General features: G+C 43.1%; 27 protein-coding genes. 21 read left to right on the forward strand and 6 right to left on the reverse strand.

From position 1 onward, the window contains the following. Nucleotides 1-3 precede the first annotated feature (3 nt). From CLV42_RS31520 to CLV42_RS31580, 13 genes are all read left to right on the forward strand, one after another. Nucleotides 4-471 carry a DUF1772 domain-containing protein gene (locus CLV42_RS31520; protein WP_170117721.1) on the forward strand — a complete coding sequence of 156 codons (468 nt, stop codon included), beginning with the start codon at nucleotides 4-6 and terminating at the stop codon, nucleotides 469-471. Nucleotides 472-691: 220 nt separating this feature from the next. After that, a complete protein-coding gene (locus CLV42_RS31525) occupies nucleotides 692-1429 on the forward strand; it encodes an AraC family transcriptional regulator (protein WP_106605929.1) in 738 nt (245 codons plus the stop codon). Between the two features lie 53 nt (nucleotides 1430-1482). Beyond that, a complete protein-coding gene (locus CLV42_RS31530) occupies nucleotides 1483-2427 on the forward strand; it encodes an NADP-dependent oxidoreductase (protein WP_106605930.1) in 945 nt (314 codons plus the stop codon). 29 nt (nucleotides 2428-2456) lie between these two features. Beyond that, nucleotides 2457-3206 carry a pirin family protein gene (locus CLV42_RS31535; protein ID WP_106605931.1) on the forward strand — a complete coding sequence of 250 codons (750 nt, stop codon included), beginning with the start codon at nucleotides 2457-2459 and terminating at the stop codon, nucleotides 3204-3206. A gap of 131 nt (nucleotides 3207-3337) precedes the next feature. Then, a complete protein-coding gene (locus CLV42_RS31540) occupies nucleotides 3338-3832 on the forward strand; it encodes a cupin domain-containing protein (RefSeq protein WP_106605932.1) in 495 nt (164 codons plus the stop codon). Nucleotides 3833-4009: 177 nt separating this feature from the next. Beyond that, complete coding sequence (locus CLV42_RS31545; protein ID WP_106605933.1) at nucleotides 4010-6025, forward strand: M13 family metallopeptidase; 2016 nt, start codon at nucleotides 4010-4012, stop codon at nucleotides 6023-6025. A 387-nt stretch (nucleotides 6026-6412) separates the two neighbouring features. Beyond that, on the forward strand, nucleotides 6413-6910 hold the full coding sequence (locus CLV42_RS31550) for a c-type cytochrome (RefSeq protein ID WP_106605934.1): 498 nt from the start codon (nucleotides 6413-6415) through the stop codon (nucleotides 6908-6910). Between the two features lie 97 nt (nucleotides 6911-7007). Then, a complete protein-coding gene (gene nosZ, locus CLV42_RS31555; protein WP_245901787.1) occupies nucleotides 7008-8924 on the forward strand; it encodes a Sec-dependent nitrous-oxide reductase in 1917 nt (638 codons plus the stop codon). 57 nt (nucleotides 8925-8981) lie between these two features. After that, on the forward strand, nucleotides 8982-9560 hold the full coding sequence (locus CLV42_RS31560; RefSeq protein WP_106605936.1) for a hypothetical protein: 579 nt from the start codon (nucleotides 8982-8984) through the stop codon (nucleotides 9558-9560). Beyond that, on the forward strand, nucleotides 9557-9985 hold the full coding sequence (locus CLV42_RS31565) for a nitrous oxide reductase accessory protein NosL (protein ID WP_106605937.1): 429 nt from the start codon (nucleotides 9557-9559) through the stop codon (nucleotides 9983-9985). The genes CLV42_RS31560 and CLV42_RS31565 overlap by 4 nt, the downstream gene beginning before the upstream one ends. After that, nucleotides 9967-11223: a nitrous oxide reductase family maturation protein NosD gene (gene nosD / locus CLV42_RS31570; RefSeq protein WP_245901788.1), complete on the forward strand. Its 1257-nt coding sequence runs from the start codon at nucleotides 9967-9969 to the stop codon at nucleotides 11221-11223. The genes CLV42_RS31565 and nosD overlap by 19 nt, the downstream gene beginning before the upstream one ends. Next, nucleotides 11220-11948, forward strand: coding sequence for an ABC transporter ATP-binding protein (locus tag CLV42_RS31575; protein WP_106605939.1), 729 nt, complete (start codon nucleotides 11220-11222; stop codon nucleotides 11946-11948). The genes nosD and CLV42_RS31575 overlap by 4 nt, the downstream gene beginning before the upstream one ends. After that, nucleotides 11948-12715 carry an ABC transporter permease subunit gene (locus CLV42_RS31580; protein WP_106605940.1) on the forward strand — a complete coding sequence of 256 codons (768 nt, stop codon included), beginning with the start codon at nucleotides 11948-11950 and terminating at the stop codon, nucleotides 12713-12715. The genes CLV42_RS31575 and CLV42_RS31580 overlap by 1 nt, the downstream gene beginning before the upstream one ends. On the opposite strand, the gene CLV42_RS31585 is transcribed toward CLV42_RS31580, so the two are convergent. Next, nucleotides 12683-14035 carry a hypothetical protein gene (locus CLV42_RS31585; protein WP_146154534.1) on the reverse strand — a complete coding sequence of 451 codons (1353 nt, stop codon included), beginning with the start codon at nucleotides 14033-14035 and terminating at the stop codon, nucleotides 12683-12685. The two genes, CLV42_RS31580 and CLV42_RS31585, sit on opposite strands and share 33 nt — an antisense overlap. Nucleotides 14036-14223: 188 nt before the next feature. On the opposite strand from CLV42_RS31585, the gene CLV42_RS31590 reads away from it, so the two are divergent. Beyond that, entirely contained in the window at nucleotides 14224-15123 is a 900-nt protein-coding gene (locus tag CLV42_RS31590) for a hypothetical protein (protein WP_146154535.1), read from the forward strand. 50 nt (nucleotides 15124-15173) lie between these two features. On the opposite strand, the gene CLV42_RS31595 is transcribed toward CLV42_RS31590, so the two are convergent. Next, a complete protein-coding gene (locus CLV42_RS31595) occupies nucleotides 15174-17300 on the reverse strand; it encodes a T9SS type A sorting domain-containing protein (RefSeq protein WP_106605943.1) in 2127 nt (708 codons plus the stop codon). A 127-nt stretch (nucleotides 17301-17427) separates the two neighbouring features. Between CLV42_RS31595 and CLV42_RS31600 the strand changes: the two genes are divergently transcribed. After that, nucleotides 17428-18015 (forward strand): TetR/AcrR family transcriptional regulator, encoded by a 588-nt coding sequence (locus CLV42_RS31600; protein WP_106605944.1) that lies wholly within the window; start codon nucleotides 17428-17430, stop codon nucleotides 18013-18015. A gap of 63 nt (nucleotides 18016-18078) precedes the next feature. Further along, the gene (locus tag CLV42_RS31605) at nucleotides 18079-18453 is read left to right on the forward strand and encodes a VOC family protein (RefSeq protein WP_106605945.1); all 375 of its coding nucleotides are present in this window, start codon (nucleotides 18079-18081) and stop codon (nucleotides 18451-18453) included. Here CLV42_RS31605 and CLV42_RS31610 read toward each other — a convergent pair. Beyond that, nucleotides 18435-18812 carry a winged helix-turn-helix transcriptional regulator gene (locus CLV42_RS31610; RefSeq protein ID WP_106605946.1) on the reverse strand — a complete coding sequence of 126 codons (378 nt, stop codon included), beginning with the start codon at nucleotides 18810-18812 and terminating at the stop codon, nucleotides 18435-18437. The two genes, CLV42_RS31605 and CLV42_RS31610, sit on opposite strands and share 19 nt — an antisense overlap. Before the next feature lie 128 nt (nucleotides 18813-18940). On the opposite strand from CLV42_RS31610, the gene CLV42_RS31615 reads away from it, so the two are divergent. Further along, nucleotides 18941-19735 carry an SDR family oxidoreductase gene (locus CLV42_RS31615; RefSeq protein ID WP_106605947.1) on the forward strand — a complete coding sequence of 265 codons (795 nt, stop codon included), beginning with the start codon at nucleotides 18941-18943 and terminating at the stop codon, nucleotides 19733-19735. Nucleotides 19736-20160: 425 nt separating this feature from the next. Here the strand turns inward: CLV42_RS31615 and CLV42_RS33775 are convergent, their stop codons facing one another. Continuing rightward, the gene (locus CLV42_RS33775) at nucleotides 20161-20427 is read right to left on the reverse strand and encodes a hypothetical protein (protein ID WP_146154536.1); all 267 of its coding nucleotides are present in this window, start codon (nucleotides 20425-20427) and stop codon (nucleotides 20161-20163) included. A gap of 245 nt (nucleotides 20428-20672) precedes the next feature. Between CLV42_RS33775 and CLV42_RS31625 the strand changes: the two genes are divergently transcribed. Beyond that, nucleotides 20673-21038, forward strand: coding sequence for a hypothetical protein (locus CLV42_RS31625; RefSeq protein WP_245901789.1), 366 nt, complete (start codon nucleotides 20673-20675; stop codon nucleotides 21036-21038). 4 nt (nucleotides 21039-21042) lie between these two features. Here the strand turns inward: CLV42_RS31625 and abc-f are convergent, their stop codons facing one another. Then, nucleotides 21043-22632 carry a ribosomal protection-like ABC-F family protein gene (gene abc-f / locus CLV42_RS31630; RefSeq protein WP_106605949.1) on the reverse strand — a complete coding sequence of 530 codons (1590 nt, stop codon included), beginning with the start codon at nucleotides 22630-22632 and terminating at the stop codon, nucleotides 21043-21045. 219 nt (nucleotides 22633-22851) lie between these two features. On the opposite strand from abc-f, the gene CLV42_RS31635 reads away from it, so the two are divergent. The 3 genes from CLV42_RS31635 to CLV42_RS31645 are packed head-to-tail and all read left to right on the forward strand — an operon-like array spanning nucleotide 22852 to nucleotide 25839. After that, nucleotides 22852-23427 (forward strand): RNA polymerase sigma-70 factor, encoded by a 576-nt coding sequence (locus CLV42_RS31635; protein WP_245901792.1) that lies wholly within the window; start codon nucleotides 22852-22854, stop codon nucleotides 23425-23427. A gap of 2 nt (nucleotides 23428-23429) precedes the next feature. Further along, nucleotides 23430-24383 (forward strand): FecR family protein, encoded by a 954-nt coding sequence (locus CLV42_RS31640; RefSeq protein WP_106605951.1) that lies wholly within the window; start codon nucleotides 23430-23432, stop codon nucleotides 24381-24383. After that, nucleotides 24355-25839, forward strand: a complete 1485-nt coding sequence (locus tag CLV42_RS31645; RefSeq protein ID WP_146154537.1) for a hypothetical protein — start codon at nucleotides 24355-24357, stop codon at nucleotides 25837-25839. The genes CLV42_RS31640 and CLV42_RS31645 overlap by 29 nt, the downstream gene beginning before the upstream one ends. Before the next feature lie 59 nt (nucleotides 25840-25898). On the opposite strand, the gene CLV42_RS31650 is transcribed toward CLV42_RS31645, so the two are convergent. Then, nucleotides 25899-26711 carry a 2OG-Fe(II) oxygenase gene (locus CLV42_RS31650; protein ID WP_106605953.1) on the reverse strand — a complete coding sequence of 271 codons (813 nt, stop codon included), beginning with the start codon at nucleotides 26709-26711 and terminating at the stop codon, nucleotides 25899-25901. Nucleotides 26712-26887 lie beyond the last annotated feature (176 nt).

Here is a 26887-nt window from a genome sequence, read left to right on the forward strand (position 1 = left end):
ATCATGAACACTTTAGTATTACATATTTTAAATGGTACAGCGATAGTCGCTACTGCCATTATCTTCGGTACCGATGCATTTTTTGCCCTTGTAGGTAAAAAAGCCGCTGCCAAAAGTAAAGACGCATCCATCGCCGATGTGATGGGCCATTTTCATGCAGTGGCAGATGCGCGCATGCCCCTCATCGGTGTTATGGCCCTCTTCACGACCTTATTGCAGGTGATTGTTACCGGTTTACACACCATCCAGGGACAACTGGCCGTCCTGTCATTAGCAGCCTTGCTGCTACATCTTACCATATATCTCACCGTGGCTAAGCCGGTGAATAATATCATGGTAGATGGCGTAAAATTCGGCCGGCTGGTGAATAATATCAGAGAGTTACAACAACGCTGGGATAAAGTGATCAGCCTGCGGGCAGCGTTGCTATTTGTAGCGATCATAAGTCTTATTCTGGTAAACTATTGCTGATGAATACGATAAGCGTGGGGTGACGGAAATGCCGCCTCCGCTTTAAGGCTGGCCTTCAAAGTATCACGCTCAATATCACTACATCTGAGGGAAATATCAATCGCACGGAATTAAAAATAAAATAGAAAAGCGCATAAATTGTGTAGGTTACTTATAAGCAGTAAATTAAAGAGGTATTAGACATACCGACACCAGTTTTCTTTATAAGAAAATCAGTAAGATGAAAAAACAAATAAATAATCCTTTTATTCTGGCACTAAAGGCACACAACCTTACTGTTGAAATTCATCATCATTCAGCTTATCAAATCGTTTTATCGAACGACACGCCGTTTACTTCAACCATAAACGGCCAGTTGTGTGAACGCATTCATGGCTTTTTGATCAAACCACAGGTACCGCATTTTTGTGTCGCTGAAAAAGGGAGTATAAACGTCCTGAACATAGAACCTTACTCCAATGTTGGTTTGGAGCTTTCAGGCAGGTTTGGCCCAAACGAGGATCATATTGTTTTCCATTCCCCAACCGAAACAAATACGTTTTTTCAAACCGGCAAAGACACCTTTGATATATATACCATCATAGACGCGCTACTCTCAACGCTACAAACTGCCTCCTATGACGAAAGAATAACAAGAATAGTTGAGTACATCAAAGCCAATTATTTTCAGCAGGATATAACGCCACAAACATTTGTTGATATGGTATTCCTTTCCCCTTCCCGTCTGGCTGCACTTTTCAAACAACAAACCGGCAGCAGCATATCCAAATATTTATTGTGGACAAGGCTTCGCCAGGTCATTTATCTTACACTTTCCCAAAAAGACAGGAGCCTCACAGATATTGCTTACGAGACGGGCTTTTATGACCTGCCTCAACTGAACAAGTACATGTATGAGATGTTCGGTATGCCACCAAAAGCGTTAAAACACAATAGTGATCTGATACAAGTTTATTAGGGCTGTTCTTTTCAACTTTGTGCTATCAAACAAACAATTTAAAAGATAGCACCATGAAAGCAATAGCGTATCAAAAGTTTGGCAATACAGACGTTTTGCAAACCGTAGAAGAACCCAAACCTGTTATTCGGGCACATGAAGTTTTGATAAAAGTAAAAGCCGTTTCTATCAACCCGATGGACTGGAAGATCAGGAAAGGCGAAATGAAATTGATGTCCGGCTCAACGTTTCCCAGGCATACCGGAGTTGATTTTGCAGGCGTTATTGAAGACGCAGGACCTTCTGTAACGAATTTCAAAAAAGGAGACGAAGTCTTCGGCGTTGTAAAGAATAACATGAAAGACGGCGCATTAGCCGAGTATGTTGCCGTACCAGCCACACATGTCTGGAAGAAACCAGCAGCTCTCACTTTCGCCCAGGCCGCTTCTGTTCCCATTGTTGGCGCCGCCGCTGTTACTGCATTAGAAAAAATGGGTAACATAAATACAAACAGTCAGATTCTGGTAAATGGCGCAAGCGGTGGTTTTGGCATGTTTTTACTCCAATTATTAAAACAAAAAGGAGCAAGCGTAACAGCTGTTGCCAGCCCTGCAGCAGTAAATTTTGCCAAAAAATGGGGAGCAGATGCCGTAATTGATTACACTAAAGAAAATGTACTTGCTCAGCAGAAAACTTATGACATCGTTATTGATTTGTCAGGTAGAATGGGTTATGCCAACGCCAAACAAATCATGAAGCCCAAATCATTATTCTTAAATCCCACCCCACAGCCCATTGAAATTCCTACCTCACTCTTCAAAAATTTATTTACCGGCAAAAAACACACTGTAATCCTCTCTCAGCCAACTTCAAAAAATATGGTCCTGCTGCTGAATGCAATCAGCAACGGATTGCAAATTGAAGTAAACAAGGTCTTTCCATTCGCTCAGTCCGTCGAAGCGTACCGTTACGCTGAAAGCGGAGGCATCATAGGTAAAGTTGTCGTAGAAATTAACTAAGCCGTCGTTGAATAAATAATTCAAGCACTATGTTAACAAAGATTGATACCGCCATAAAGTATGGCAAACAGCATGGCGGTTTTGGCATACAGATATTGTATCCGGGGCTTGTTTTGCCACAACTAAACGATACCGGATTGGCTACAATAGGCAGGATAGACCATGCCAGGATTAAAGCCGGCACGCTTATTCCCATGCATCCACACAGGGATGACGAGATCCTTACCTATTTACGGACCGGCAGCGTACAGCACCGGGACTCGGAAGGCCTGACAGACGTTATATCGAATCAAAAACTGATGATGATGAATGCCGGGGCAAATTTTTACCACGAAGAACTGGTGCTGGAAGAGGGCGGTGTTTTGGAGGGTCTGCAAATTTTTATCAGGCCGGAAACAGCGGGCTTAAAACCGCAGGTGCAGTTTCATCAATTACAAGAAATATACAGTATAAACCAATGGCGAAGAATAGCAGGCAAAGGAGATGATTACCCTTTGCAAATAAGAAGTAATACCTGGATAATGGATATCCGTCTTGAAGCAGGCAGCAAAACTTTCCTACCCGAAATAGTCGCGGAAAATACAGTCTTTCTCTTTTATATCTTTAACGGAGAAATACAGGTAAATGGAGACATGCTCCTCAATAGCGGAGAAAGTGTATTGATAGGAACAGCATATCCGGCATTCACTGCACTTAAGACAAGTGACATCGTATTATTTATTACGCAGACAAACACTGCCCATTTTGATGGCGGCATGTATAGTGGCAACCTCCAGTAGTTACAAATAGTATTAAGAACAGTGATTTGATACAAGTTTTCCACCTCAATTCAAAAGACCTTTGTACTGTAAATAGTCGGTAACAATTAAAGAACATCAGGGAACAAATTAATCATTCAAAAAAGCAAAACATGGCAAACAACGCAAGGCAAATAAATAACAACCAGGGAAGCCATCTTTCCATAGTTGGCGATACCTATCGCATTATTATCTCCGGAGAACAAACCAATGGGGAATTTGCAATGATCGATATGCTGGTACCTCCAGGTGGCGGCCCCGGCCCCCACGCTCATGCATCTTTCCACGAATCATTTTATGTAGTGGACGGGGAGGTCGAATTTAAAACGGAAACAGGGAAGACCATTGCCCAGAAAGGAGATGTCATCACCATCCCGAAAGGTGGCGCCATCCATAGTTTTAAAAATGTCAGCGATAGCATGGCCCACCTGTTATGCACGGTTGTTCCGGCAGGGTTAGATGCCTTTTTTGAAGAAATAGGTACGCCGGTAAAACCAGGTGAATTCTTACCACACCCGCACCTCGATAAAGATGCAATAGAAAAACTTATGGCTATTGCAAAGAAATATGGACAGGAAGTTTACCCTCCTGACTATTTAGACAAATAGAGAAAACATTCAACTCAAGTCGCAATTCATTCACAAGCAACATATTACAGAACCACCACTCACAGTCCGCATCGAAAGGACAAATTATCAAGAGATGATTTGTCCTTTTTTCATTTGGGTTGGGAATTGTATATCTTTATTAACCATTCACCATCATTCCCAACGAATCTAAGCTATATGAAAAACTGGCTCTTACTATCCGTTTTCCTGGTTTCTTTTGTTGCCTGTCAACCAGGAGTACACGAGAAACCCTTTATTGCCATTGAAGGTATCGACTCAACCATCAAGCCGGGCGATAATTTTTATAATTATGTAAATCTAAAATGGTATGATACCGCACAAATACCACCCAGTCAGTCGGGCGTAGGTGCATACCGGTTTATGAACTATCAGCAACGTCTCAAGTTACAGGGCATCCTTGATAGCGTATCAAAAAGTACTAATTCCCCTGGCAGCCTTGAACAAAAAATCGGTGATTTCTTTGCTGCTGGAATGGATACCAACGTTATCAACCAACGTGGCTTTGAGCCACTCAAAACCGGGTTATCTCGGATCAATGCCATTACCAGTATTGCTGATATGCTTACATTCATAGCAGAAGAAACCAAATTGTCAAATGTATCCCTTATTGATTTTCAGGTCTCTCCCGATCAGGAAAACAGTAGCATAAATATGGGGCATATTTATCAAACAGGTATCGGCATGCCTGACAGGGACTATTACTTTAAGACCGATACCACCACCGTTGCTATACAGCAAGCATATAAAAAATATCTCACAGATCTTTTTGCGTTGACTGGAAGCGATACTACGTTAGCGCAAAAAAATGCAGCACTTGTTTACACTATCCAAAAGCAATTGGCAACATCACATAAAACAAATGTTGAATTGCGGGATATAAAGAGCAATTTCCATAAAGTAGCGCTGGCCGATTTAAATAAGCAGCATCCCAATATAGGTTGGACGACTTACTTCCAACATCTGGGAGCTACCATGGATTCGCTGGATATAGCCCAACCAGGTTATTATGACAAATTGAATACACTCCTCAAATCAATCCCGCTCGAGGACTGGAAAACCTACCTGAGAGTGAATTACATCAGTAGTTATGCAGATTACCTCAGCAAACCCTTTGTAAATGCCTCCTTTGAATATAATAAAGCCCTTACAGGACAGGCTATGCAAAAAACACGCGGCGAGACCATGTCGGGTGTAGTAGATGCCTATCTTGGTATGGCATTGGGACAGTTATATACGAAGCTATATTTCCCCGAGTCAGCCAAAGCACGGATGCTGGAGCTTGTGAATAACCTGCAGAAAGCGTTCTCCAATAGAGTGGATCACCTGGACTGGATGAGTGACAGCACCAAACAAAAAGCTAAGGAGAAATTATTCGCCATCACCAAGAAGATCGGATACCCTGATAAGTGGCGCGAATACAACAATGTAAATGTTGTGAGAAGTAAGTATTTTGAAAACGTGGTATCGGCCGCCGCGAACAACTTCCAATATAACCTGGCCAAACTTGGGAAGCCGGTTGACAAAACCGAGTGGTTCACTACACCGTCCACAGTTACTGCTTATAACAATCCTTACGCCAATGAGATTGTATTCCCCGCTGGAATTCTACAGCCTCCTTACTTTGATAATAATGCTGATGACGCGCTTAACTATGGTGGTATTGGCATGGTGATCGGACATGAAATGACGCATACGTTTGATGACCAGGGTGCCCAGTTTGATAAAAACGGTAACGTAAAAAGCTGGTGGACGTCTCAGGATTATGAGAAATTTAAGGCTAAAACACAACAGGTTATTGACCTGTATAGTAAGTTCACCGTACTGGATAGCATTCATATAAAAGGTGCGCTGACAGTAGGAGAAAACACGGCGGATCTCAGCGGGATTGCTGTAGCATATGATGCTTTTAAAATGACTAAACAAGGTCAGGATACAACGAGGATCGGCGGCTTTACACCCGATCAGCGATTTTTCTTCTCAATAGCCAGGATCTGGCGGGTGAAAATGAAAGACGAATACCTGCGTTACTGGGTTAATAACGATCCTCATTCTCCACCCATATGGCGTGTAAATGGTCCATTGATGAATACTCCGGCTTTTTACACAGCTTTTAATGTAAAACCTGGAGAGAAGATGTACCAGGAAGAAGATAAGCGGATCAAGATCTGGTAAACTTGTCACGCTTATTCAAACTAAGAAGCCTTCAATCGAAAGATCTGGAGGCTTTTTAGTTTGAATAACGGTTGCTTTATTTGTCTAGCTCCGTTGCCTTCTCGCGTCAAGGTTAAATTGATTGCTCCTTATTGCTTAAAGCCCTCTAAGACCCACATTTCTTCCTCAAATTGTAACCGCGACTTGCCCCTTTTTCATTTCAGGAAAATAAAGCAGTAAAATAAAGGTACCTATACCCCTTTGATAACAGTATGATCAGTATCATGCATTATACACTATAGAGTTGACACTTTTCACAATATAACATGATTCAAATCATATAACAGTAAGGCGAGCGCCCCGACTTTTGTACTGTGAAGTTCTTGATTCACCAAAAATCTTTCCTTTATGAAACTTAAACTCTTCTGTATTGCCTTTTGTGCAATATCCGTGGTGCTTTACAGCTGCGGGAGCTCCGAACAAAAATCGCCTTCGAATGAAACGGCTGAAACATCTCAGGCAGAACCGGCATCAGCAGCTACACCAGCACCTGTGCCCGCGGGAGATCCAAAAGGCGTCGGAAAATTTACGAATGTTCAATTGACACATCCCCTGGATGAAAAAATGGTCGCCGCAGGACAACAGACCTACGACGTAAAATGCGCCTCCTGTCACAAAACGACAGCCGAAAAACTGGTAGGTCCCGGCTGGAAAGGAGTAACCGATCGCAGAACACCTGAGTGGATCATGAATTTCATCACCAACACTGAGGAGATGCTGAACAAAGATGCTGAAGCACAGGCGATGCTCGAAATCTGTATGGTCAGAATGCCGAATCAGAACTTAAAAGATGAAGACGCACGCGCCATACTTGAGTTCATGCGTAAAACCGATGGTAAAAATTAATTGAATGTTTCTCTCAATTATATAAACAAACTTTATGAAAAGGCTTTCTTTTCTTTTGATTAGCTGCGCCGTTTTAGGTAGCATGCAAAGTTGTAAAATGAAGAATACTGAATCAGCCGTAAGTGGTGATGCCGCATCCAAAGTATACGTGGCGCCCGGCAAGTATGATGAGTTTTACAATTTCGTCTCCGGCGGTTTTAATGGCCAGGTGACAGTATATGGCCTGCCCTCCGGCAGGTTATTAAAAATGATCCCCGTATTCTCGCTGAATCCGGAGAATGGATACGGATATAGCGAAGAAACAAAAGATATGTTGAAAACAACCGCCGGTTATGTTCCCTGGGATGATCAGCACCACCTGGAGTTGTCTCAGACCAACGGAGAACATGACGGTCGCTGGTTGTTCGCGAATGCCAACAACACACCCCGCATTGCCCGTATCGATCTCACAACCTTTAAGACAATGGAGATCCTGGAAATTCCGAACAGTGCAGGTAACCACTCTTCTCCCTTCATTACCGAGAATACAGAATATGTGGTAGCCGGTACCCGATTTGCCGTACCTATGGGCAACGAAGATGTTCCTATTAATTCCTTCAAGCAAAACTTCAAAAGTACCGCCACTTTCGTAAGCGTAGATAAAAATACCGGCAATATGGATATCGCTTTCCAGATCATGCTGCCAGGTATGAACCTTGACCTGAGTCACGCGGGTAAAGGCCCTTCTCACGACTGGTTCTTCTTCTCCACCTATAACACTGAACAAGCCAACACACTGCTGGAGGTAAACGCTTCACAGAAAGACAAGGACTTCATTGTAGCCGTGAACTGGAAAAAGGCGGAAGAATATGCCCATGCAGGCAAAGGAAAGAAAATGCCTGCTGGATACATACATAACACATTCGACGAGCATACACAAAACACCATTTCTACACTACAGAAAGATGTACTGGTGCTCGATCCAAAAGATTGTCCTGACATGCTGTATATGATCCCATGTCCTAAATCTCCACACGGATGTGACATAGATCCTACCGGTGAATACATAGTGGGCAGCGGAAAGCTGGCGGCATTGATCCCTGTGTTCTCCTTCACCAAACTGCAGACGGCCATTCAGAACAAAAAATATGAAGGCGACTACTATGGTATCCCTGTAGTTAAATACGAAGAAGCACTGTACGGCGAAGTGAAAAAGCCCGGCTTAGGCCCATTACATACCGAGTTTGATGCAGAAGGCAATGCTTATACCTCCTTCTTTATTTCATCTGAAGTGGTGAAATGGAATATTAAAGATTTGAAGGTAATCGACAGATCACCTACTTTCTATTCTGTAGGTCACCTGATGGTACCAGGTGGGGACACAAAGAAACCTTACGGTAAATACCTTGTTGCGTATAACAAGATCACTAAAGACCGCTTCCTGCCAACAGGACCCGAACTGGCGCAATCTGCACAACTCTACTCCATTGAAGGTGAAAAATTAAAGCTGCTACTGGACTTCCCAACCTTTGGCGAACCACACTACGCACAGGCGCTACCTGCTGCGAAGATAAAGGATAAGAGCACGAAGTTCTACGACATCATGCAGAACAAACATCCGTTCATATCACTCGGTGAAAAGAATACAAAAGTGATCCGCCAGGGCAATAGGGTTGATATTTACATGACCGCTATCCGGTCCCACTTAACACCTGATAATATCGAAGGAGTGTTTGTCGGTGACGAGATCTATTTCCATGTAACCAATCTTGAACAGGACTGGGATGTTCCACATGGCTTTGCCATTAAGAACAATCCGAATGCTGAATTACTGATCATGCCTGGTGAGACATCCACGCTGAAATTTGTTCCGGATAAACAGGGTATTTATCCTTTCTACTGTACAGACTTCTGTTCTGCACTGCATCAGGAAATGCAGGGTTACCTGAGAGTTTCTGCTAAAGGAAGCAATGTACCGCTGAAATTTGGTACAAATGCCACCGATACAGCAAGTACACTAACTGCACAAAAATAAACCTGTTCCTTTACTAATGGCAGTACCTGTGTACTGCCATTATTTATCTTTTGATGTATGAAAAAATTAACCGCATTAGGGAAAGTGAATATCATCCTGGTAATGCTCTTTCTCGCCTCCCTATGGGTATTTCCTATGTGGCAGATCGACCTGCGGGCACCTCAGTATCCCGGAGGACTTTCTATGAAGATCTGGATCAATAATATTACAGGAGATGTGGATATCATTAATGGCCTGAATCACTATATCGGGATGAAGACCATTCACAAACAGGACTTCCGTGAATTCGTCTATCTGCCGGTAGCCATTCTTTCTTTCATAGGATTGGGAGTAGTGGTATTGCTGCTTAACCGGAAAATTGCCTATTACCTGTGGACTATTCTTTTCCTGATACTCGGACTGCTTTCATTCTATGACTTCTATAAATGGGAATATGACTACGGCCACAACCTCGATCCCAATGCACCTATAAAAGTGCCCGGCATGGCGTACCAACCACCACTTTTAGGGTATAAGAAGATGTTGAACTTTGAAGCCCTGTCTCAGCCACATATTGGCGGATGGTGCTTTATCCTTGCCGGTGTATTGCTCTTGGCAGGCTGTTATTATCAAAGTAGAAAATCTATACGACCATGAACAGATTATTGTTTTTAACGACGCTCTTCTCTACACTGCTCCTTACTTCCTGTAAGCGCAGCTTCCAGCCAATCGACTATGGGAAAGAGGCCTGCGCTCATTGCAGGATGATGATCATGGATAAAAAATTCGCCTGCGAAATCGTAGATAAAAAAGGAAAGACATACAAATTTGATGATCTGATATGCATGAGAAAATTTGCCCATGAACAATCGCTGCAAGAGAATGAGTTACTACTTTTTGTTGCTGCCTTTAATGAACCAGACAAATTCATCGATGCTAAAAAGGCGATCCTGTTAAAAGCAGACGTATTCAAAAGCCCGATGAATGGAGGACTCATTGCTGTCGAAACAGCGGAAAGCGCAGCACATATTCAACATTCAGTAAACGATGCTCAAACAATGGCATGGCACGATCTAAAATAGCAGTTATGTTGCCTTACAAGCTGATTATAGTATTACTAATGTTCCTGCCTGGGTTATCCTGGGCAAAATCCATAAAGGTGTATCCCGGCCGAAATAGCTTTCAGAAGGCTATTAACGCAGCGAAGCGGAATGATACGCTCTTGCTGCAGCCAGGTGTATATAAGGAACATGATATTCTTATCAATAAAAAGCTCGTGGTAATTGGTGTGCACTATCCTGTGATTGACGGAGAACATACATCGCAGATTATTTTCATTACAGCTGACTCTGTCATACTACAAGGACTCCAGGTGCAAAACACAGGCCGCTCCAGTATGACAGACATGGCAGCCATCAGGGTACAGAATGCCAATCATGTCATCGTTCGTAACAACAAGGCATTTAACAATACCTACGGTATTTATTTACAAAACGCTGGCTTTACCGTTGTACAGAACAATATCATTCAAGCCAACTCAGAAGATGAACTGAACAGCGGTAACGGCATTCACGCATGGAAATGCCATGACCTGATAATTACAGGTAATGACGTATCAGGACATCGTGACGGTATTTACTTTGAGTTTGTTACTACTTCTGCTATTACAGGGAATGTGTCGCACGCCAATGTGCGTTATGGACTACATTTCATGTTCTCCCATAATGATACCTATACCAACAACCGCTTCTCTGATAATGGTTCGGGAGTGGCTGTTATGTACTCTAAAGGAGTAACCATGACCGGTAATATCTTCCTGCACAATTGGGGTGATGCGGCCTATGGGATCTTACTAAAGGAAATCGCAGACAGTAAGATCAACCACAACCAGTTCCTGAAGAACACGGTTGGCTTATACATGGAGAGCACCACCAACATTGCAGTCGGCGACAACCAATTCAATGAAAATGGCTGGGGTATTAAAGTAATGGCAAGTTGCTCCGGGAGTAATTTCACCAGGAATAATTTCACCGGCAATTCATTTGATGTGGCCACGAATGGCACCACTATGTTAAATCACTTCAGTGAAAACTTCTGGGATAAATATGATGGTTATGACCTGGATAAAAATGGAACCGGCGATGTACCTTATTACCCGGTAAGCGTTTACTCCGTCGTTTCCGAACGTGTGCCAACAGCAATGATCCTGTACAGGAGTTTTCTGACAGGCATCATGGAACAGGTGGAGAAAGTAATGCCAAGCATCATCCCAGATCAACTCAAAGATGATACACCAAGAATGAAAAAGTGGAAATTATGATTAAGATCGAACATCTCAGCAAGTCTTTCGGCAAATTTGCTGCACTGAAAGATATCAATGTCCATATGCGGCAGGGGCAGGCTATTTCACTACTTGGGCCAAATGGATCAGGTAAAACCACGCTGATAAAATCTATCCTCGGCCTTGTAATACCTGAAAAAGGTAATATCACCATCAACGGTCAGTCGGTAAAGCGTGACTGGTCTTATCGCTCATTGATCGGGTATATGCCGCAGATAGGGCACTATCCTGATAACATGACCATCGACCAGGTATTTGCCTTGATAAAGGAAATGAGGAAAGACACACACGACTATGATGAGGAACTGATCCGTGGATTTCAGTTAAATAAGCTCGGTAATAAAACAATGCGCAGCCTCTCGGGAGGAACAAGGCAGAAGGTAAGTGCTTCACTGGCTTTCCTGTTTTCTCCCAGTGTGTATATCCTCGACGAACCTACTGCAGGCCTCGACCCTGTGTCAAGTGAACTGCTCAAGGAGAAGATCCTGAAGGAGCGGGAAGCAGGTAAACTCATACTGATCACATCTCACGTGCTGAGCGACCTCGAAGGCATTGCCAGTCACATTATCTATTTGCAGGATGGTGACCTTCGTTTTTACAGCGCTGTTGAAGAGTTACAGGCAGCTACAGGTGAAGAAAAACTAAACAAGGTGATTGCACATATCATGAAAAATGAATCACGCGTTGCTAAAACTATACAGTAATGAAAACAATTATCAAATACGTTCTGCTCGATCTGTTGCGAAACAGGGTCATACTATTTTATACCATTATCCTAGCCGTACTAGCAGTGAGCGTTTTAGGGATTGACGATAATCCAACAAAGGGGTTATTAAGCTTACTGAATATCACCCTGCTATTCGTCCCGCTTATTACGATCCTGTTTTCTACTATCTATTTTTTTAATGCTATCGAATTTACTGAACTACTGTTATCTCAACCCATTAAACGAAATAAGGTGCTCCTGGCCGAGTATTCAGCACTGACAGTGTCCTTGTCTACCGCTTATGCTGTTGGCATTGGAATCCCACTGTTGCTGCTTGTATCAGGTATCGAATCATTCATTCTGACGCTGATAGGTATACTGCTTACTTTTGTATTCTCCTCACTTGCCCTGCTGATCTTTGTAAAATTCCGGGATAAAACGAAGGGAATAGGGATCGCCATTGCCATCGCATTGTTCTTTACCCTACTGTTCGATGGATTCCTGCTTGCATTTATATATTCTTTCAGTGATTATCCGATAGATCAGGCAGTAGTTGGTATTATTGCCTTCAATCCTATTGATCTTGCACGGGTACTGATGTTACTGCATCTGGATGTAGCTGTATTGATGGGTTATTCCGGTGCACTCTTTAAAAAGTTTCTGGGTTCAGCCACAGGCAGTATTTTCTCTATTGCCTGTATTATGCTATGGATTATAGTTCCACTATTACTTTCAGTCAGAATATTTAACAGGAAGGATCTTTAAGCGACCATCAGTATCAATAACAGGAACGCGCCGGTATATGTTCCGCCTGTTCTGAATGGCCATTACCAAGGCTCCGAGGAACAGGCAAACGGTAGCGGTAAGTATGAGCCAGTCCAGTATTGGAGTGCTTATCATGAAGATGTATCCGAGTCCCTGGGAAAAGAGCACCAGTTCATTCAGGATAATGCCTGTTATAAATGTCCATAGCGCTATCGCTGTTACCTTGTTATAGTTGAACAGCCTGTTCTCTATGAGGTAAGCAAGTATAAACAGCGAAACAAATCCCAGTAATACCAGATGTAGAAAGCCTATTATGATTGGCCGGTTTGAAAAGGAAAGTACACCAAGTGAAGGAATAATGGTCAGCGATTGAAAGATCATTTTAAGTACAAAAGCGATCATCGCAAGGCCAGCCACCTTCTTAGTAAGCGGCCTCGTTTTCCGGCTGCCTGCCTGCAAACCCGGAAGCATTAGCAGAAAACTGAGCAGGGTAATCAACAGTAAAATACTTCCTTCAAGGGCGATGATATGAAATAAGCTACTAACGTTATGCCAGAGATAACATAGAAACATGGAGGGCAATACAGAGGCGGTTAAAGACCATGTAAACCACTTTGTATACCTGTTATCTATCTTCAGATAATGTAACAGCAGGGCGAAGACAGACAAAGAAAAGAAGCCACAGTATTGCAGGTGTAGGTAACTATAAATAGCATCCCGGTACAAATATGCCTGCTGTGATTTTGTTGCCATCAGGTATGCTAATGTAAAAGCCCCCGCAGAAGAAAGGGACATATATATAACAGCCCCAATGGAGAGCACCTTTACAGAATTGTTCACAGCAGACTTCCAGATATCTCTAATAAAGACGATAGTGAATGCGTAAGAGGAAAAAATAAACAGGGTTGAAAACGTAATACTGTACAACCCATATCCCTGAAACGGAAAGGTGAACAACATACCATAAGAGTTGATTAGAATAGCGGCCAGCATCCATTTATATACCGCCTTTCCTACCCGTTCCGGAGGTAAAATGAGATACGTCATCAACGACAACAGCGCAATTGTAATCCAACCTCCAAAAGCAAAATGCGAGTGCGCATGCAGCAGGTACTTGAAATCAAAGAAAGGAATGTCAAAAAGGATTTTACTCCGCAGTATCAGTCCCAGGAAAGCTACTACCGCCAGATTTACCAAAGCTATTTTTATCCAGAATGACAGACTGGTATTCGCCATTCGTTGGGTAAGACCTCTTATCATCCGCCGCCACCAACCGGATTCATGGCCCGCAGATAACGGCGCCAGCTGCTCATTTCTCATTCCTGACTTCCTTGACCCCATAGCGATATCAAAATTAGTAAAGTTGTCAATAAAAGACAAATTTATCCTTTTTTACTTGTACTATCATTTTCTTTCAACAATAGCCGTGTCATGTTTGGGTAGAATTTGAGATTATGCACAAGCTTCTTATTTTGTGGCCAGATTTTAAAAAATCCATACCCTGCCCTATGACATCTCTTAAAATGATTGAAAAAGTCTTTAATACGACGCTACCCAAAGCCTTTACTGAATCCTGGGAAGGACTATTGAAAGACAAACTGTGCTTATTAAAAGCATACAACTTCGGGGACTTCTACCTCCTGAATGAGGCAGCTATTACAGCACTGAATACAGAAAAGAAACCAGACGTCACGCTCAGTAGTGAACTGGAAACTGTACGGAAGTTGATTGAGACGCGACCTTTTTTACGTGACTATGTGCCCGTCGCCATAGAAAGTTTATACCATTATTTCTATTGTTTCATTGGGTTTAAGAAGACGAATGGGGTCATTGAGGATGATAGCCTTTACTGGGTGCTTTCTTTCATAGACAGCATCCCCGAAAAATTTAACTTTAAGAAAATTGCTTCAAAACATACTGATATACTCGGCGACCAGCGCTATGCCGAGCTCGCAGCTATTGTTCATGCAAAAGATAGTCAGCTAACCATCAGTGCATCCGATCATATATACAGTCATCTTTTTGAAAGGTATACTTTTCTGGATAGTTACCTGGATGCAACTGCAAAACAATTAAATAAGCTGTTCAGCATCTTCAATGGCGTGAAATTTTTTGATGAAGGAGGGCATACTTTATACTGCGAATCCGGAGGAGTAAAATCAGTCATTTTTGATACAGGAGATAAGGTAATGCAGCCTATTGAAAACACGAATGTGCCAGAGCCTTATGTGGTAATATACGACAACCTGAAACGTGCCCTGGCCGACAAATTAGGCCCATATACACTGTATGTATTTCACTGGAGGTTCTTTTCGCAGGAAATTGCTGAAACCGGGCTTGGCCTCTCAAAGAATAATAACATGGGTCCATTGATTGATCAATATGGAATGATGTTAAGGAACTTTTAAATAAGGAAGTCTGTGCGCCATATGTGTACAGACTTCCTTATCATCGGTTCTTAATGTGCCACTACTAACTTCTGCGTTACACTATTTCCCTGCTGTTCAACCTTCAAAAAATACATGCCGGAATGCAGGTCATCTACCGGCAGACTTGCCCTTCCTCCTTCAATATTGATCATCCGCTGGCCAGCGGCAGATCCATTCACATGGAGGATGGTCACCAGTCCATTTCCTTTCCAGCCATTTCTGAATTTCAGGATAGCCGTATTAATAGCGGGCTGTGGATATACCTGCAACAAACCGGACAACTTGTTTTCATCTATCGGTGCTGGAGCAATATGTTCCGCTACACCTGGCAGTTTCAACGCACTGTTTACAGTGATCGTATCACTGATGATAATATCTTCTATATAAGTTTTAAAATTGCCGGTTTCCACTCCATGATCATAAGCAATCATGATCCGGTCAACGGTCTTTCCATTGAGCCAGTTACCAATATTACAGAAGATGCGGCGCCAGTTATTTGCCACTCCATGGCCTGCACCGGGATGCATGGAAATCCCGTTCTGGTCGGTAGCGCCTATATCGCGTAGGGTAGTACCGTCTGTCATTACCAGGTCGACTGTAACATAGCGGGAAAGGTTATTGGTAGGATAGGTCCAGAAGCTCAGTTTCGTAGCCGCATTCACCGGGATGTTCACATCAAATGCCCGAAAGTAATAGTAGGAGCTGGTAGCTGAATTGTCTGTGCCACTTACCCGTATGGATGAAGGGCCGGTATGACTGGTTTCTCCGCTCACTACACCACATAGGGGAGTGCTCACATTCTGCGGAACAGAACTTGGGTCGGCGCTGTTTGTCCAGCTTAACATGGCATCATATCCGGTTTCCACGCTTGTACGGAACCAGAGGGGCGCCACTGAATAAGGAATAGTTACATTGGTGGTCAGCGGTTGGGTACCTTTCAGTACCTGTGTGGCCCTGCCGGCAAGGCGCAGGTAAAAGTCGGAACCGATATAAGTACCATCAGCACTGCTGGTCAGGAAGTACTGGTTATTGGGCAATGCAAAATAGCTGTCGGCCATCTTCATGATATTGGTACCTTCATCATATTCATCAAACATCGCGATATAAGCCGTGTTCATTCCCAGGTTCTTGATGTTGTATAGCTGCCGCCAGAAGAACTCACCTTTATTACGGGGAATTTCATTGACCGGTCCACCGTTCCAGTTGCTCCAGGCAAAGCCGGAGAAGATCACTGGCTGATAATCGATATTGTGTGAATTACAATAAGCCAGATCAGGTACCAGCTGGTTATTCTTGAAATTATCTGCACCGGTAAGATCCTTAAAACGACCTACCGACCACGGAGAGATCATATCAAATGCATCATATACCGCACCATAGCCGGCATAGGAATCGTCAGTACCGGTGAGCCAGTGGGTCGGTACACCTCCGATTACATAGTAGCCTTTTCCTTTTAACCAGTTGATGATAGCCAGGCTGTTGGCTGGGGAATTCGTACGGCCGGTCAGGCCAAAGCCCCAGATACAGATCACAGGTTTACCGTTCTGATGGGCATAATAAGGTGAATTGACCACCTGCAGGTCGTTCTCGATATGTAACCAGTCACTCTTTAAATAAGCAGTATCATCTGCGCTCATATCGTACATGATATAGAAAATGCGCTGGTATTTCTCAGCGGCCCGACGCAGGCGGGTGGTTACGCTATCGCGGTTGGTCCGGAATACGCCATCCCGGGTCTCTCCCAGGAAACGTTGCAGGGCTACGCCGTCAATACCGTTGTCCTGCATCCACTTGCAATGACGGTCAATCACTTCCGGAAACCAGGAGGAGAACAACTTCGAAGACTGTCCATTATTCAGATTGCCAAGATTCGTTTGAAACAACTGACCTGCACCATATTCGGTCACGTCGGGGTATGCCTCAAAGGTAATGGCACCCGGAGCAGGAGCGCCGTTGTTGGTCTGGTACTGTCCGGCCGACCAGTGCCGCCAGCGGGCCACTGGTGAACCATCTCCAAAAGCATTGAACCAGGCCTGATAACCGCAGATCACCTTGCCTGTAACAGATTGGGCGGCAGGCGCCACCTGGGCCAACGAAAATAAAGGGCTGCAGCATGGAGCTGCCATCAATAGGAATTGTAACAATATTTTCCGCATATACGTGGAGTTTGGTTGACTACAATTTAATAGGCAGACGCTTAATAGAGAGGTTAATAACCCGCTTAATCAACAGTTAATTGTAAAATAATTCTAAAAAGAACGAATATTCGTTTATATTTGCATCATGAGAGTTAAAGATGAAAACAAGGAACTGATCATCCGGGAAAAAGCGATTGAGATGATTGTAAAGGAAGGGTTTGATGGGCTGAGTATGCAGAAACTGGCCAAAGAGGCTAATATCTCGGCCTCAACCATTTACATCTATTTCAAAAACCGTGAGGATTTGCTGAACCAGCTTTATCTGAGCGTCTGGGAGAAATTCGAGAGAGACGCCCTGACCAATTTTTCCCCTGATATGCCATTTGAGGACGGGCTGTGGTTACAATGGAAGAACCGTTTCAGGAATATCTGTCAGAATCCCCTGGAGTATCAGTTTGCTGAGCAATTCCGCAACTCTCCGCTCATTAATCACAAGGATATAAAACCCAGTGTTTTCAGAAAGATCATGAACGACTTTGTTGACAATGCTGTTAAGAAAGGAGAGCTTGTTGATCTACCTGTTGATCAGTATTGGGCGATTGCCTATGGTCCGTTTTATACCCTGGTAAAGTTTCATTTTGACCAACGCAATATAGCGGGTAAAGCATTTACCCTGACAGAGCAAAAACTGAAACAGGTGTTCACCTTAGTAATAAAATCCCTAAATCCTTAAAATTTTTTGACCTCATTAAAGAACGAACATTCATTTATTATTAACACATTAACCTTTAGAGCAATGACGATTAACCACCTCAACTTACCCGTGTCCAATGTCGCGGAAACAATTACCTTCTTTGAATCCTATTTTGATTTCAAATGCCTGGAGACCAAAGGAGATAATATGATTGCCGTATTGAGAAACCCGGCTGATTTCATCCTTGTATTGATGTCTTCGAAAATGAGCAAGACTGATAATACAACCTATCCTGATGCATTTCATCTTGGGTTTATATTGGATAGTAGTGAAAAAGTGAATGAACTTTTTTCAAAGCTAAAAGCCGGTGGGATACAGCTTGAGCGGGAGCCGCAGAAAATAAGGAATAGCTTTGGTTTCTATTTTTATTTTGGGGAATTGTTTATTGAAGTGGCGCATTATCTGGAGCAATCCTGATTTTGTTCAAGCCGTTTCGCAATCACCTCTCTCAACCGTTCTGCATTCCCGTCTCCCCAATTGCCTAACGCAGTAATAACCGGTATCAGACTTTTACCAAACTCAGTTAAACTGTATTCAACCTTTGGCGGCGCCTGAGGATATATCACTTTTGATATCAACTCATGCGCCTCCAGTTCATTCAACTGGATATTAAGCACTCTTCTGGATGCATCAGGGATCTTCCGTTGCAGTTCACTCGGGCGTTGATATCCTTCGTTGATAAACCACAACAAACGGATCTTCCACTTGCCGTATAACACTTCGGCTACGAGATCCAGCCCGCAATGCAGGTTCGGAGAAATTTTTCTTTCATACATGATAGCAAAATTAGCCCAATGCGGTAAATGTGACAATATGGGAAGAATTTCTCCCTATGCAATTCGGTTTTCCGTACTTGTCAGAGACTGGCGCGAGTTTCAACTTTGTGTTTAAAATTATTCGACACATGGAACAGCAATTCAGTTTCAACGATGAACTTCAGGGTAAAATAGCACTTGTCACCGGCGGTACAAAAGGAGCAGGGAAAGCCATTGCCGACCGTTTATCACAGGCAGGAGCGACTGTCATCATTACGGCAAGGAATCAGCCGGAAGAGGCAAATAAGAGGCTCTATTTCATTTCCGCAGACCTCAGCACTGCTGAAGGCACACAAAAGGTGGTTAGTGAGGTTTTAAACAGGTTCAGCAAACTTGATATCCTGGTAAATAATCTAGGCGGCTCTGAAACCCCTGGCGGCGGTTTTAAGGCACTAACAGACCAGGACTGGATAAATACCTTTCAGGCAAATTTGCTGGCGCCTGTGAGGCTGGATAGGGGATTTGCACCTGGTATGATAGAAAGAGGAACAGGGGTTATCATCCACATCGCTTCTATTCAGGGCAAACTGCCCTTGTATGATGCTACTTTACCCTATGCGGCAGCTAAAGCCGGGCTTATCAATTATAGTAAAAGTTTATCAAATGAGATTTCTCCCAAAGGTGTCCGCGTATTAACAGTATCTCCTGGATGGATAATGACCACTGCAGCCAACAGAATGATGGAACGTATTGCTGAAAGCTCCAATACCTCCGTAGAACAAGCTGCACAAAGTGTAATGGATGCATTGGGTGGTATACCAATCGGCCGGCCGGCGAAGCCGGAAGAAGTGGCAGAATTGGTGGGATTCCTTGTTTCACCAAGGGCCGGTTATCTTACAGGTACGGAATATGTCATCGATGGTGGGACAATTCCGACAATTTAACATGATAATTCTAGCTGGGAAAGGCTTTTGAAAAGGTATGTATTCGCTCAAGGTATACCCGAAGTTCAGTGAAGGCTATATCCTATAGGCGCTCTACTATAGCATTATAGGCACTTCCTATAGCGATCGCTATAGAAAAGTGCCTGTAATGTAGGACTGGAGAGCCTATAGGATATAGCCTCTACCGAACCTCTACCGAACCACGAGCGAATTCAGATTTCAGATTACGGAAGATCGAATTCGGAAAACCAAAAGTTCTTTGATTTATTGACCTCAAAATATGCTCACTTCTGCCGCGATTTACGCTGCGAGGGCATAAAACTATGCATAAAGAAAGCCCTATCTGCCTTGATAACCCATTCAGCATATAGCCACTGTATAATGGGCATAAGAACAGATAAACCGTTTTAGCTTAAACGGCTGCGTCAATTGTTAATATTCCTGTAGCGTGCCAGGTTTAATTTCCCCGTGTACTTCTCCTCATGATCAATCGTCTGGTACATTACATTACTATTCGGTAATGACTCAATAAACCGGATAATTTCCTCAATAGTGAATGGAGATTCCAAATGCACTTCCACTGCGGAAGATCCTTCTTTAACGGGTGATATCTCATAATCACCTCCCAGAATGCGCTGTAACTTCAAGACATCCTGCTTGTTGTTGGCTCTAAAGCGATATGTATTTTTCATTGTCCCAGGTATAAGAATATCTGTTTGCAATCGTTTCCAAATATAGGAAAACACAAGCAATTGGTAATCAACCTCAGCCATAAGGAAAAAGGGTGACTGAAACGATCTTTCATGACCAAACGGCTCCCCTTTCGAAAGGGAAAAGCCGGCTTTTGCACTATATTGTGGGATATATACTTTTTTCACATGATATCCGGTAGGAATATTAGGATTTAGTGCATATTTTAATAAAGTGTGAAATTGACATGAATATGATATTATATCGCGAACTCGAAGACTATATTTATGAATATTGTAAAGAATACATGACGCAGGACGAATTCATGGCCCATAAGGTACTACTCTATAAAACGCCAAATACATCCGAAGCTATGATTGCAAAAATGCGTGAACGAGGATGGTTCAATGATGAACCACATATCCTTGATATGATAGCAGATGGCTTTCCAGAATTCAAACGCAGAGTCGTAGCAAGGATCTGGCGGGAACACAAGGATATATTGCCATTGAACCTCTGTCCTAAATGTAACCTGATCGCCCGGACACCGGAGGCACACCAGTGCCGCTTTTGCAAGCATGACTGGCATTCCGCCGATGCAGCAGCAAAGTAGTTCGTCAATATAACTCAAGTATCCGCTCCACATTTATCTGCTCCAGGAAATACTCATCATGCGACACCACGATAAGTGTCCCCTTATACTCATTCACCGCCACCGTAAGGATCTCTATATTCTGGATATCCAGGTTATTAGTCGGCTCGTCCAGCACTATAATATCGGGCGTTTTATCACTAATAGTCAGACAGCAAAGCATTAAACGCATTTTCTCACCACCACTGAGCGCACTGCAGGGCTTATCCCAATAATCTTTGGTAAACAGGAAACGCGTAAGACGCGTCTTTATCTCATGCTCCTGTAAGGCTGCATCATTAAATCGCTGCGCCTGTTCATATACCTGTAGATTATTATCGATCAAAGAATAATCCTGGTCAATATACACCGTCCTGTTATCAGCCCTGCTGGCTATTCCAGACGTAGGTTCCAGACTCCCCAGTATGATATTGATCAGCGTTGTTTTACCCGAACCATTCAACCCTTTCAAGGCAATCCGTTCTCCACTCGTGATCTGAAATGTCAGCGGCTCTTTCCAGAGTAAGTGTTCACCGTACTGATAATTGATATCATTCGCAGTAAATAATATCTTTCCCTTATGAAGTGTAGAATTGTCGAAGCCTAACTTCATTTTATCCATATCAGGCAACTCCTTTCGTAGTTCATTCAGACCCTGGGAAATAGCATCGACCTTTTCTGCATGAACGCCCTTCATACGTGCAGTACTCTTCTCTGCATTATTCCTGAAGGTATTCATAGATATAGTGGGTAGTCCTGCTTTCTCCTGCTTTTTCTTACCGCGGGCGTCCAGCTTCTGCTGCTTTTCCGCCGTTTCCCGCTCTGTCTCTCTGGCTTTCCTTAATGCTTTTTCCTTACTTCTGATATCCTGGTCCAGTGCATTACTTTCGATCATTTTCTGTTCCCGGTAGAAATCATAATTGCCGCCGTAAACAGTGATGCCACGTTTGCTTAATTCACAAACAGTATCCAGCAGGTTTAACAATTTCCTGTCATGACTGACTACAATCAAAGTACAGGAAGCAGACGCAATGAACTCATACAACAGTTCTCTGCCTGCTCTGTCGAGATGATTACTCGGTTCGTCTAACAAGACTATTTCGGGCTGATGAATGGCAATCCCTGCCAGAAAAACCTTCGTTTTCTGTCCGCCGCTAAGCGTATCCATCTTCCGGTGAAGGTCCAGCGCTTCCAGCCCCCAATGGATCAGCGCGTCCATACTTCTCTCCTCAATGGTCCAATCATCATTTAACACCGTTAGATTCTCTTCTGTTACATTACCATCTAGAATCTCGTGCAGCGCTTTTAATCTTTTCTCAATCTGCAAGGCCTGTGCAACGGTAATATCGTTGTACTGACCAAAAAGCTGTGGTATGTAATATGGTACAGTATCGACCTGCATAGCGCCGCCTGATGGCTGCAGCACACCAGCCATAATTTTCAGCAGGGTAGATTTACCTGCGCCATTATTGCCAATAAGTGCAATCTTATCTTGCCTGTTAATAGTCAGATTGATATTGTCGAATAATAAATCTTTGTTGGGATGGGTATACGTGAGATTTTGCAGAAATAACATAATTCCTTTCTTTTTAAAGCCAATAAATCCAGCTCCTCCCTCAGCGGGAAGCGCTACTTATCTTTTTTGAAAGAAATTATATCTCACATTGATGGGTCTCGTTCGTTAATTTCTGCAAACTTAAATACTTTTTTTTACTTTTTTTCATTTCGCGTAGGGGTAATCCTTTCTCTGCATTGTCTACCTTCGACGACAAATTATAAGCGCGAGGCCTTGGAAGTGGTAAAAGAGTCAAAAAAAGACAACGGGCTATTGGAACAGTACTTCTTTGAGTATTTTGAAGTATTGCATACCTATGCCTATACCATACTGAAAGACAATGACGAGGCGAAAGATGTAGTACAGTCCGTTTTTATGCAACTATGGCAGAAAAGAGATGTCCTGACCATCAAACAGTCTGTTCGTTCCTACCTGTATGTCGCTACCCACAACCATTGCCTGAATTATATAAAAAGCAGGAAAATACGGCAACAACATTATGATCAGTTTGCCTCCGGCGAACAGGACGTTACCACCACACTGGAAGAACATATCGCACTGGCAGACCTGAAAAAGGAAGTCCTGGCAGCTATGAAAACACTACCGGATAAATGCCGGGAAATATTCTACAAGAGCAGATTTGAAGAGAAAAGTTATACCGAAATCGCTGAAGAACTCAATATATCTGTTAAAACTGTCGAAGCACAAATGGGCAAAGCACTGCGTATTTTACGGACTATCCTATCCGGCAAGACGTTCTTCTGGCTCATGATAAGCTGTCACTTATTGACTGGAATAAACAAACTTATTCAATAGTTATGGCACAGAGAGCTAAAAATATTATTGTAAATGACGACTTGCTATCAAAATATTTCTCCGGTGAAGCGTCACCGGAAGAAGCCATGGCCATTGATGACTGGAAACTCAGCAATGAGAACAACCGGCAGGAATTTGCCGCATTGTGGTCTGCCTGGAATCAGACTTCACTACGCTCTCATACAATAGGTGATATACAAACTGCCTGGCAGGAATTGTTGCCGCTTCCTAAAAAGTTACCGTCCAGACGTACCATATTGCTCAGATGGACAGCAGCTGCATCCGTGCTTCTCTTCATAGCTATTTCAGGCGTATTATTTTTTAAGACAAATAATACGCCAAAGCAAAATACAGTCACGGCCGCTCTGCATACAACTATACAACAGGCACTTCCATGCGGGTCGCAGGTAACTATTTCCCCCGGTAGCAGCATCACTTACCCTGTGTCACTTGCAGGTAATGAAAGACATGTAATACTGAAGGGCAGTGGTTATTTCGATGTGAAGCCCTTGCCGGATAAGCCATTCATTATAACTGCAGGCCCCGTAAATATAAAAGTACTGGGTACTGCCTTTCATGTAACTGACACAGATACTGCGATCACGATAAAAGTAATCAGCGGTAAGGTACTCGTGTCCGCTGCAGCACAACAAATCATCATTTCCGGTGGAGAAACAGGCAGCTATCTGAAGAAAGAGAAACAGCTGGCACGTGAACCGGAACAACGCAGCTTTCATTTCGATAATGAAGACCTGTCAGTAGTGATAGCAACATTGTCTAAGGCTTATCATAAGAAAATAATCATCCGGGATCCTGAGATTGCCTCCCTCAAGATTTCCAGCAATTTTGACAACAAACCACTTGGCTATATACTGGAGGTAATTGCCATCACACTTAATGTAAAATATACTTCCAATCTAAACAACGATGAGATCTATTTCGAGAAAGCGAACTAACCTGCTTTTGTTCTGTATTCTATTGCTCACATTCACCGGTAACCTATATGCACAACAGTATGAAAAAGCCATTGTAAAAATATCACAAACGCCTGTTGACATTACATCCCTGGCAAAAACAATTGCGAAACAAACCGGCTTGCAGTATTCCCTGAATATGCAAAATGCATCGCTACGGAAACATATTACTTTAAAAACAGGCAACTGGCATTTGTCCGATATATTAAAGCAGGTACAGCAACAGGCAGGACTTAATTACAGGATACTTGGTGACCATATTCTTTTCATGGACTATCAGCCACCTGTGAACAAAAGCATTACCACCAGCACAACAGGTGTTCCATCGCTACCATCAAATGCCATAAACCAGTCATTAAAAGCAGGCAACGATAAGGCTTCCAAAGCAGTGAAGTCATCAACATCATCTGCCAGTCAATTAAAAAGTACCGCTAAAACTACTACGGTAACAAACGTTACGAAAAATACATCCTCAGAGAAAACAAACATATCCAAAGCAACTGCAAAAACAGTTCCTGCTACAAAAGCGAGTCAGACAGCAGACAGCTCCGATGCCGGAGCTACCAGCAACACTACCACGCCTGCCAGGAAACAGGACTCCATCACTTCTTCATCAAAGGGGATAAGCGCTGTTGGAAGCCAGGCCATTGATAATAAGGGTAGTCTATTACTACCCTTGCCACCCGCATATACCGTGTCCAGCTATACCCCAAAAATGTTTTCGCTGACACTATTTGACAATACAGATAATACCAACAATAAAACAACACCCGTTATCAGGAATACCGTTCAACCGCTTATGAAAAGCATCGCCATGGCAAAAGAGAAAAAGCAAAAAGAGCATAATGGCAGACAGCGGAACAGATCATCCGGGGCTGAAAGAATAAACGCTGATGATGTAGCATGGTATCAACCAACTGTGAAAACAGGATTCAGCACAGATGAGATATTATATCTCAATGCATCACTCATGGCAGGCATAAAATATGTTTATGGTATCATTTCTTACGGTTACGCATTTCCCGGCGGACGTTTCCGCTGGGGAGCAGGTATTCCCCTCAGATTGAATGAAACACAACAATTGAGTGTCATTTTTACCACAGGCACATTGAACAGAAGAACTTCGCCTGATTCTGCCATCATCTATGGGGTGAAGGAACAACTGACACGTTACGGTGCAGGATGGTCTAAAACAGTGAGTCCACGTATAACCTTCCAGGCACAGTTCCATTACAACATACTCAAAAAAACATCCGACTCCACCTCGGTGTATGCACAGACCAAGGCGGGCGATTATCAGCATTTCGGCTATGGCAAAGCCCCTTATACACTCAGCGAAAGCTACGGTGCCTATTCATATGGGCAAAACTATAGTACAGCAGGCGACTTCAAGCGATGGATCGGTATACAGCTTTCCTTGTTCTACAAAATATTCTAAGCATTATTTAATGCCGGAAATGACTGTATAAGCCATTATCCGGCATTCCTACAGGGTGGTCAGGATCTTAATTTGTTGTAAGCATGCATCAACACCGGCGGCACGAAGTCTTTCAGACCTAATCTAATCCCTTTCTTAAAATCTTCTGTGCGGTGTCTCCTGATCTTAAACAATGTTGTATGACTTCCCAAAGTAGGATCTATCTCCTCTTCAGGGCGCCCATTTGTGTAATAATATAACGCAATAGATTTCCTTGTACGGTCTTCAGGACAATTCAGGGCATCCGGATGTCCATGATAGGAATAGGACGTAGTACTGAAAATAGCCATCCTGTTAAACAGCGGCAATATCTTCACTTCTGCCTTTTCCATATTTCTGTCCCACAGTTCAAAATGACCACCATAACTCTCCTCCCAATCCTTGTTCAGGTATATCAGTACATTTAAACGGCGGTCAAGATTTGTAATGGGATGTTTGTTGAAATCGGCATGTATCTTCAGTAATCCACCTCTGACAATCTGATGCAAACCGCCGCCTTCCAGGTAAGGATCGGGTATTAATCCCCTTATACCTGTCAGCTCTTCCAGAAAATTAAGGAAGGGACGGGAGTTCAATGAATAGATAAAATGTCGCGTGAATGCACCGTAATTACTTTCATCTTTTAATGCCAGCTTCAATTCCTGCGCATTACTGTATCGCTGCCAGTGCGCACCATTCGCTCCGGGAAATTCATCCAGTACGTTATTCAGCGCCTCCTCCGGAAAAACATTATCCAGGTATATATGCGGGAAAGGGTTTCCTTCTGCATATCTCTGCTTGTTGCTACTGGCAAGCGTCTGCAGTGTAGGAACATCTGGTATGTAGTAATTCATAGAATGATAGGTGACATTGGTTAGAACAATGCCACCTATACGACAATTCAATTTATCAACTACCCTTACTCAGATGAAATTTATTTTTTATTTACCTTCGTCAGACTATTTAAATCCCCATGGCTTACAAAAGAAAAGGACATCTTACTGTGGTAATGGAATATTGCACACATCTG

It is taken from the genome of Chitinophaga ginsengisoli, from assembly GCF_003014595.1.
Classification (GTDB): domain Bacteria; phylum Bacteroidota; class Bacteroidia; order Chitinophagales; family Chitinophagaceae; genus Chitinophaga; species Chitinophaga ginsengisoli.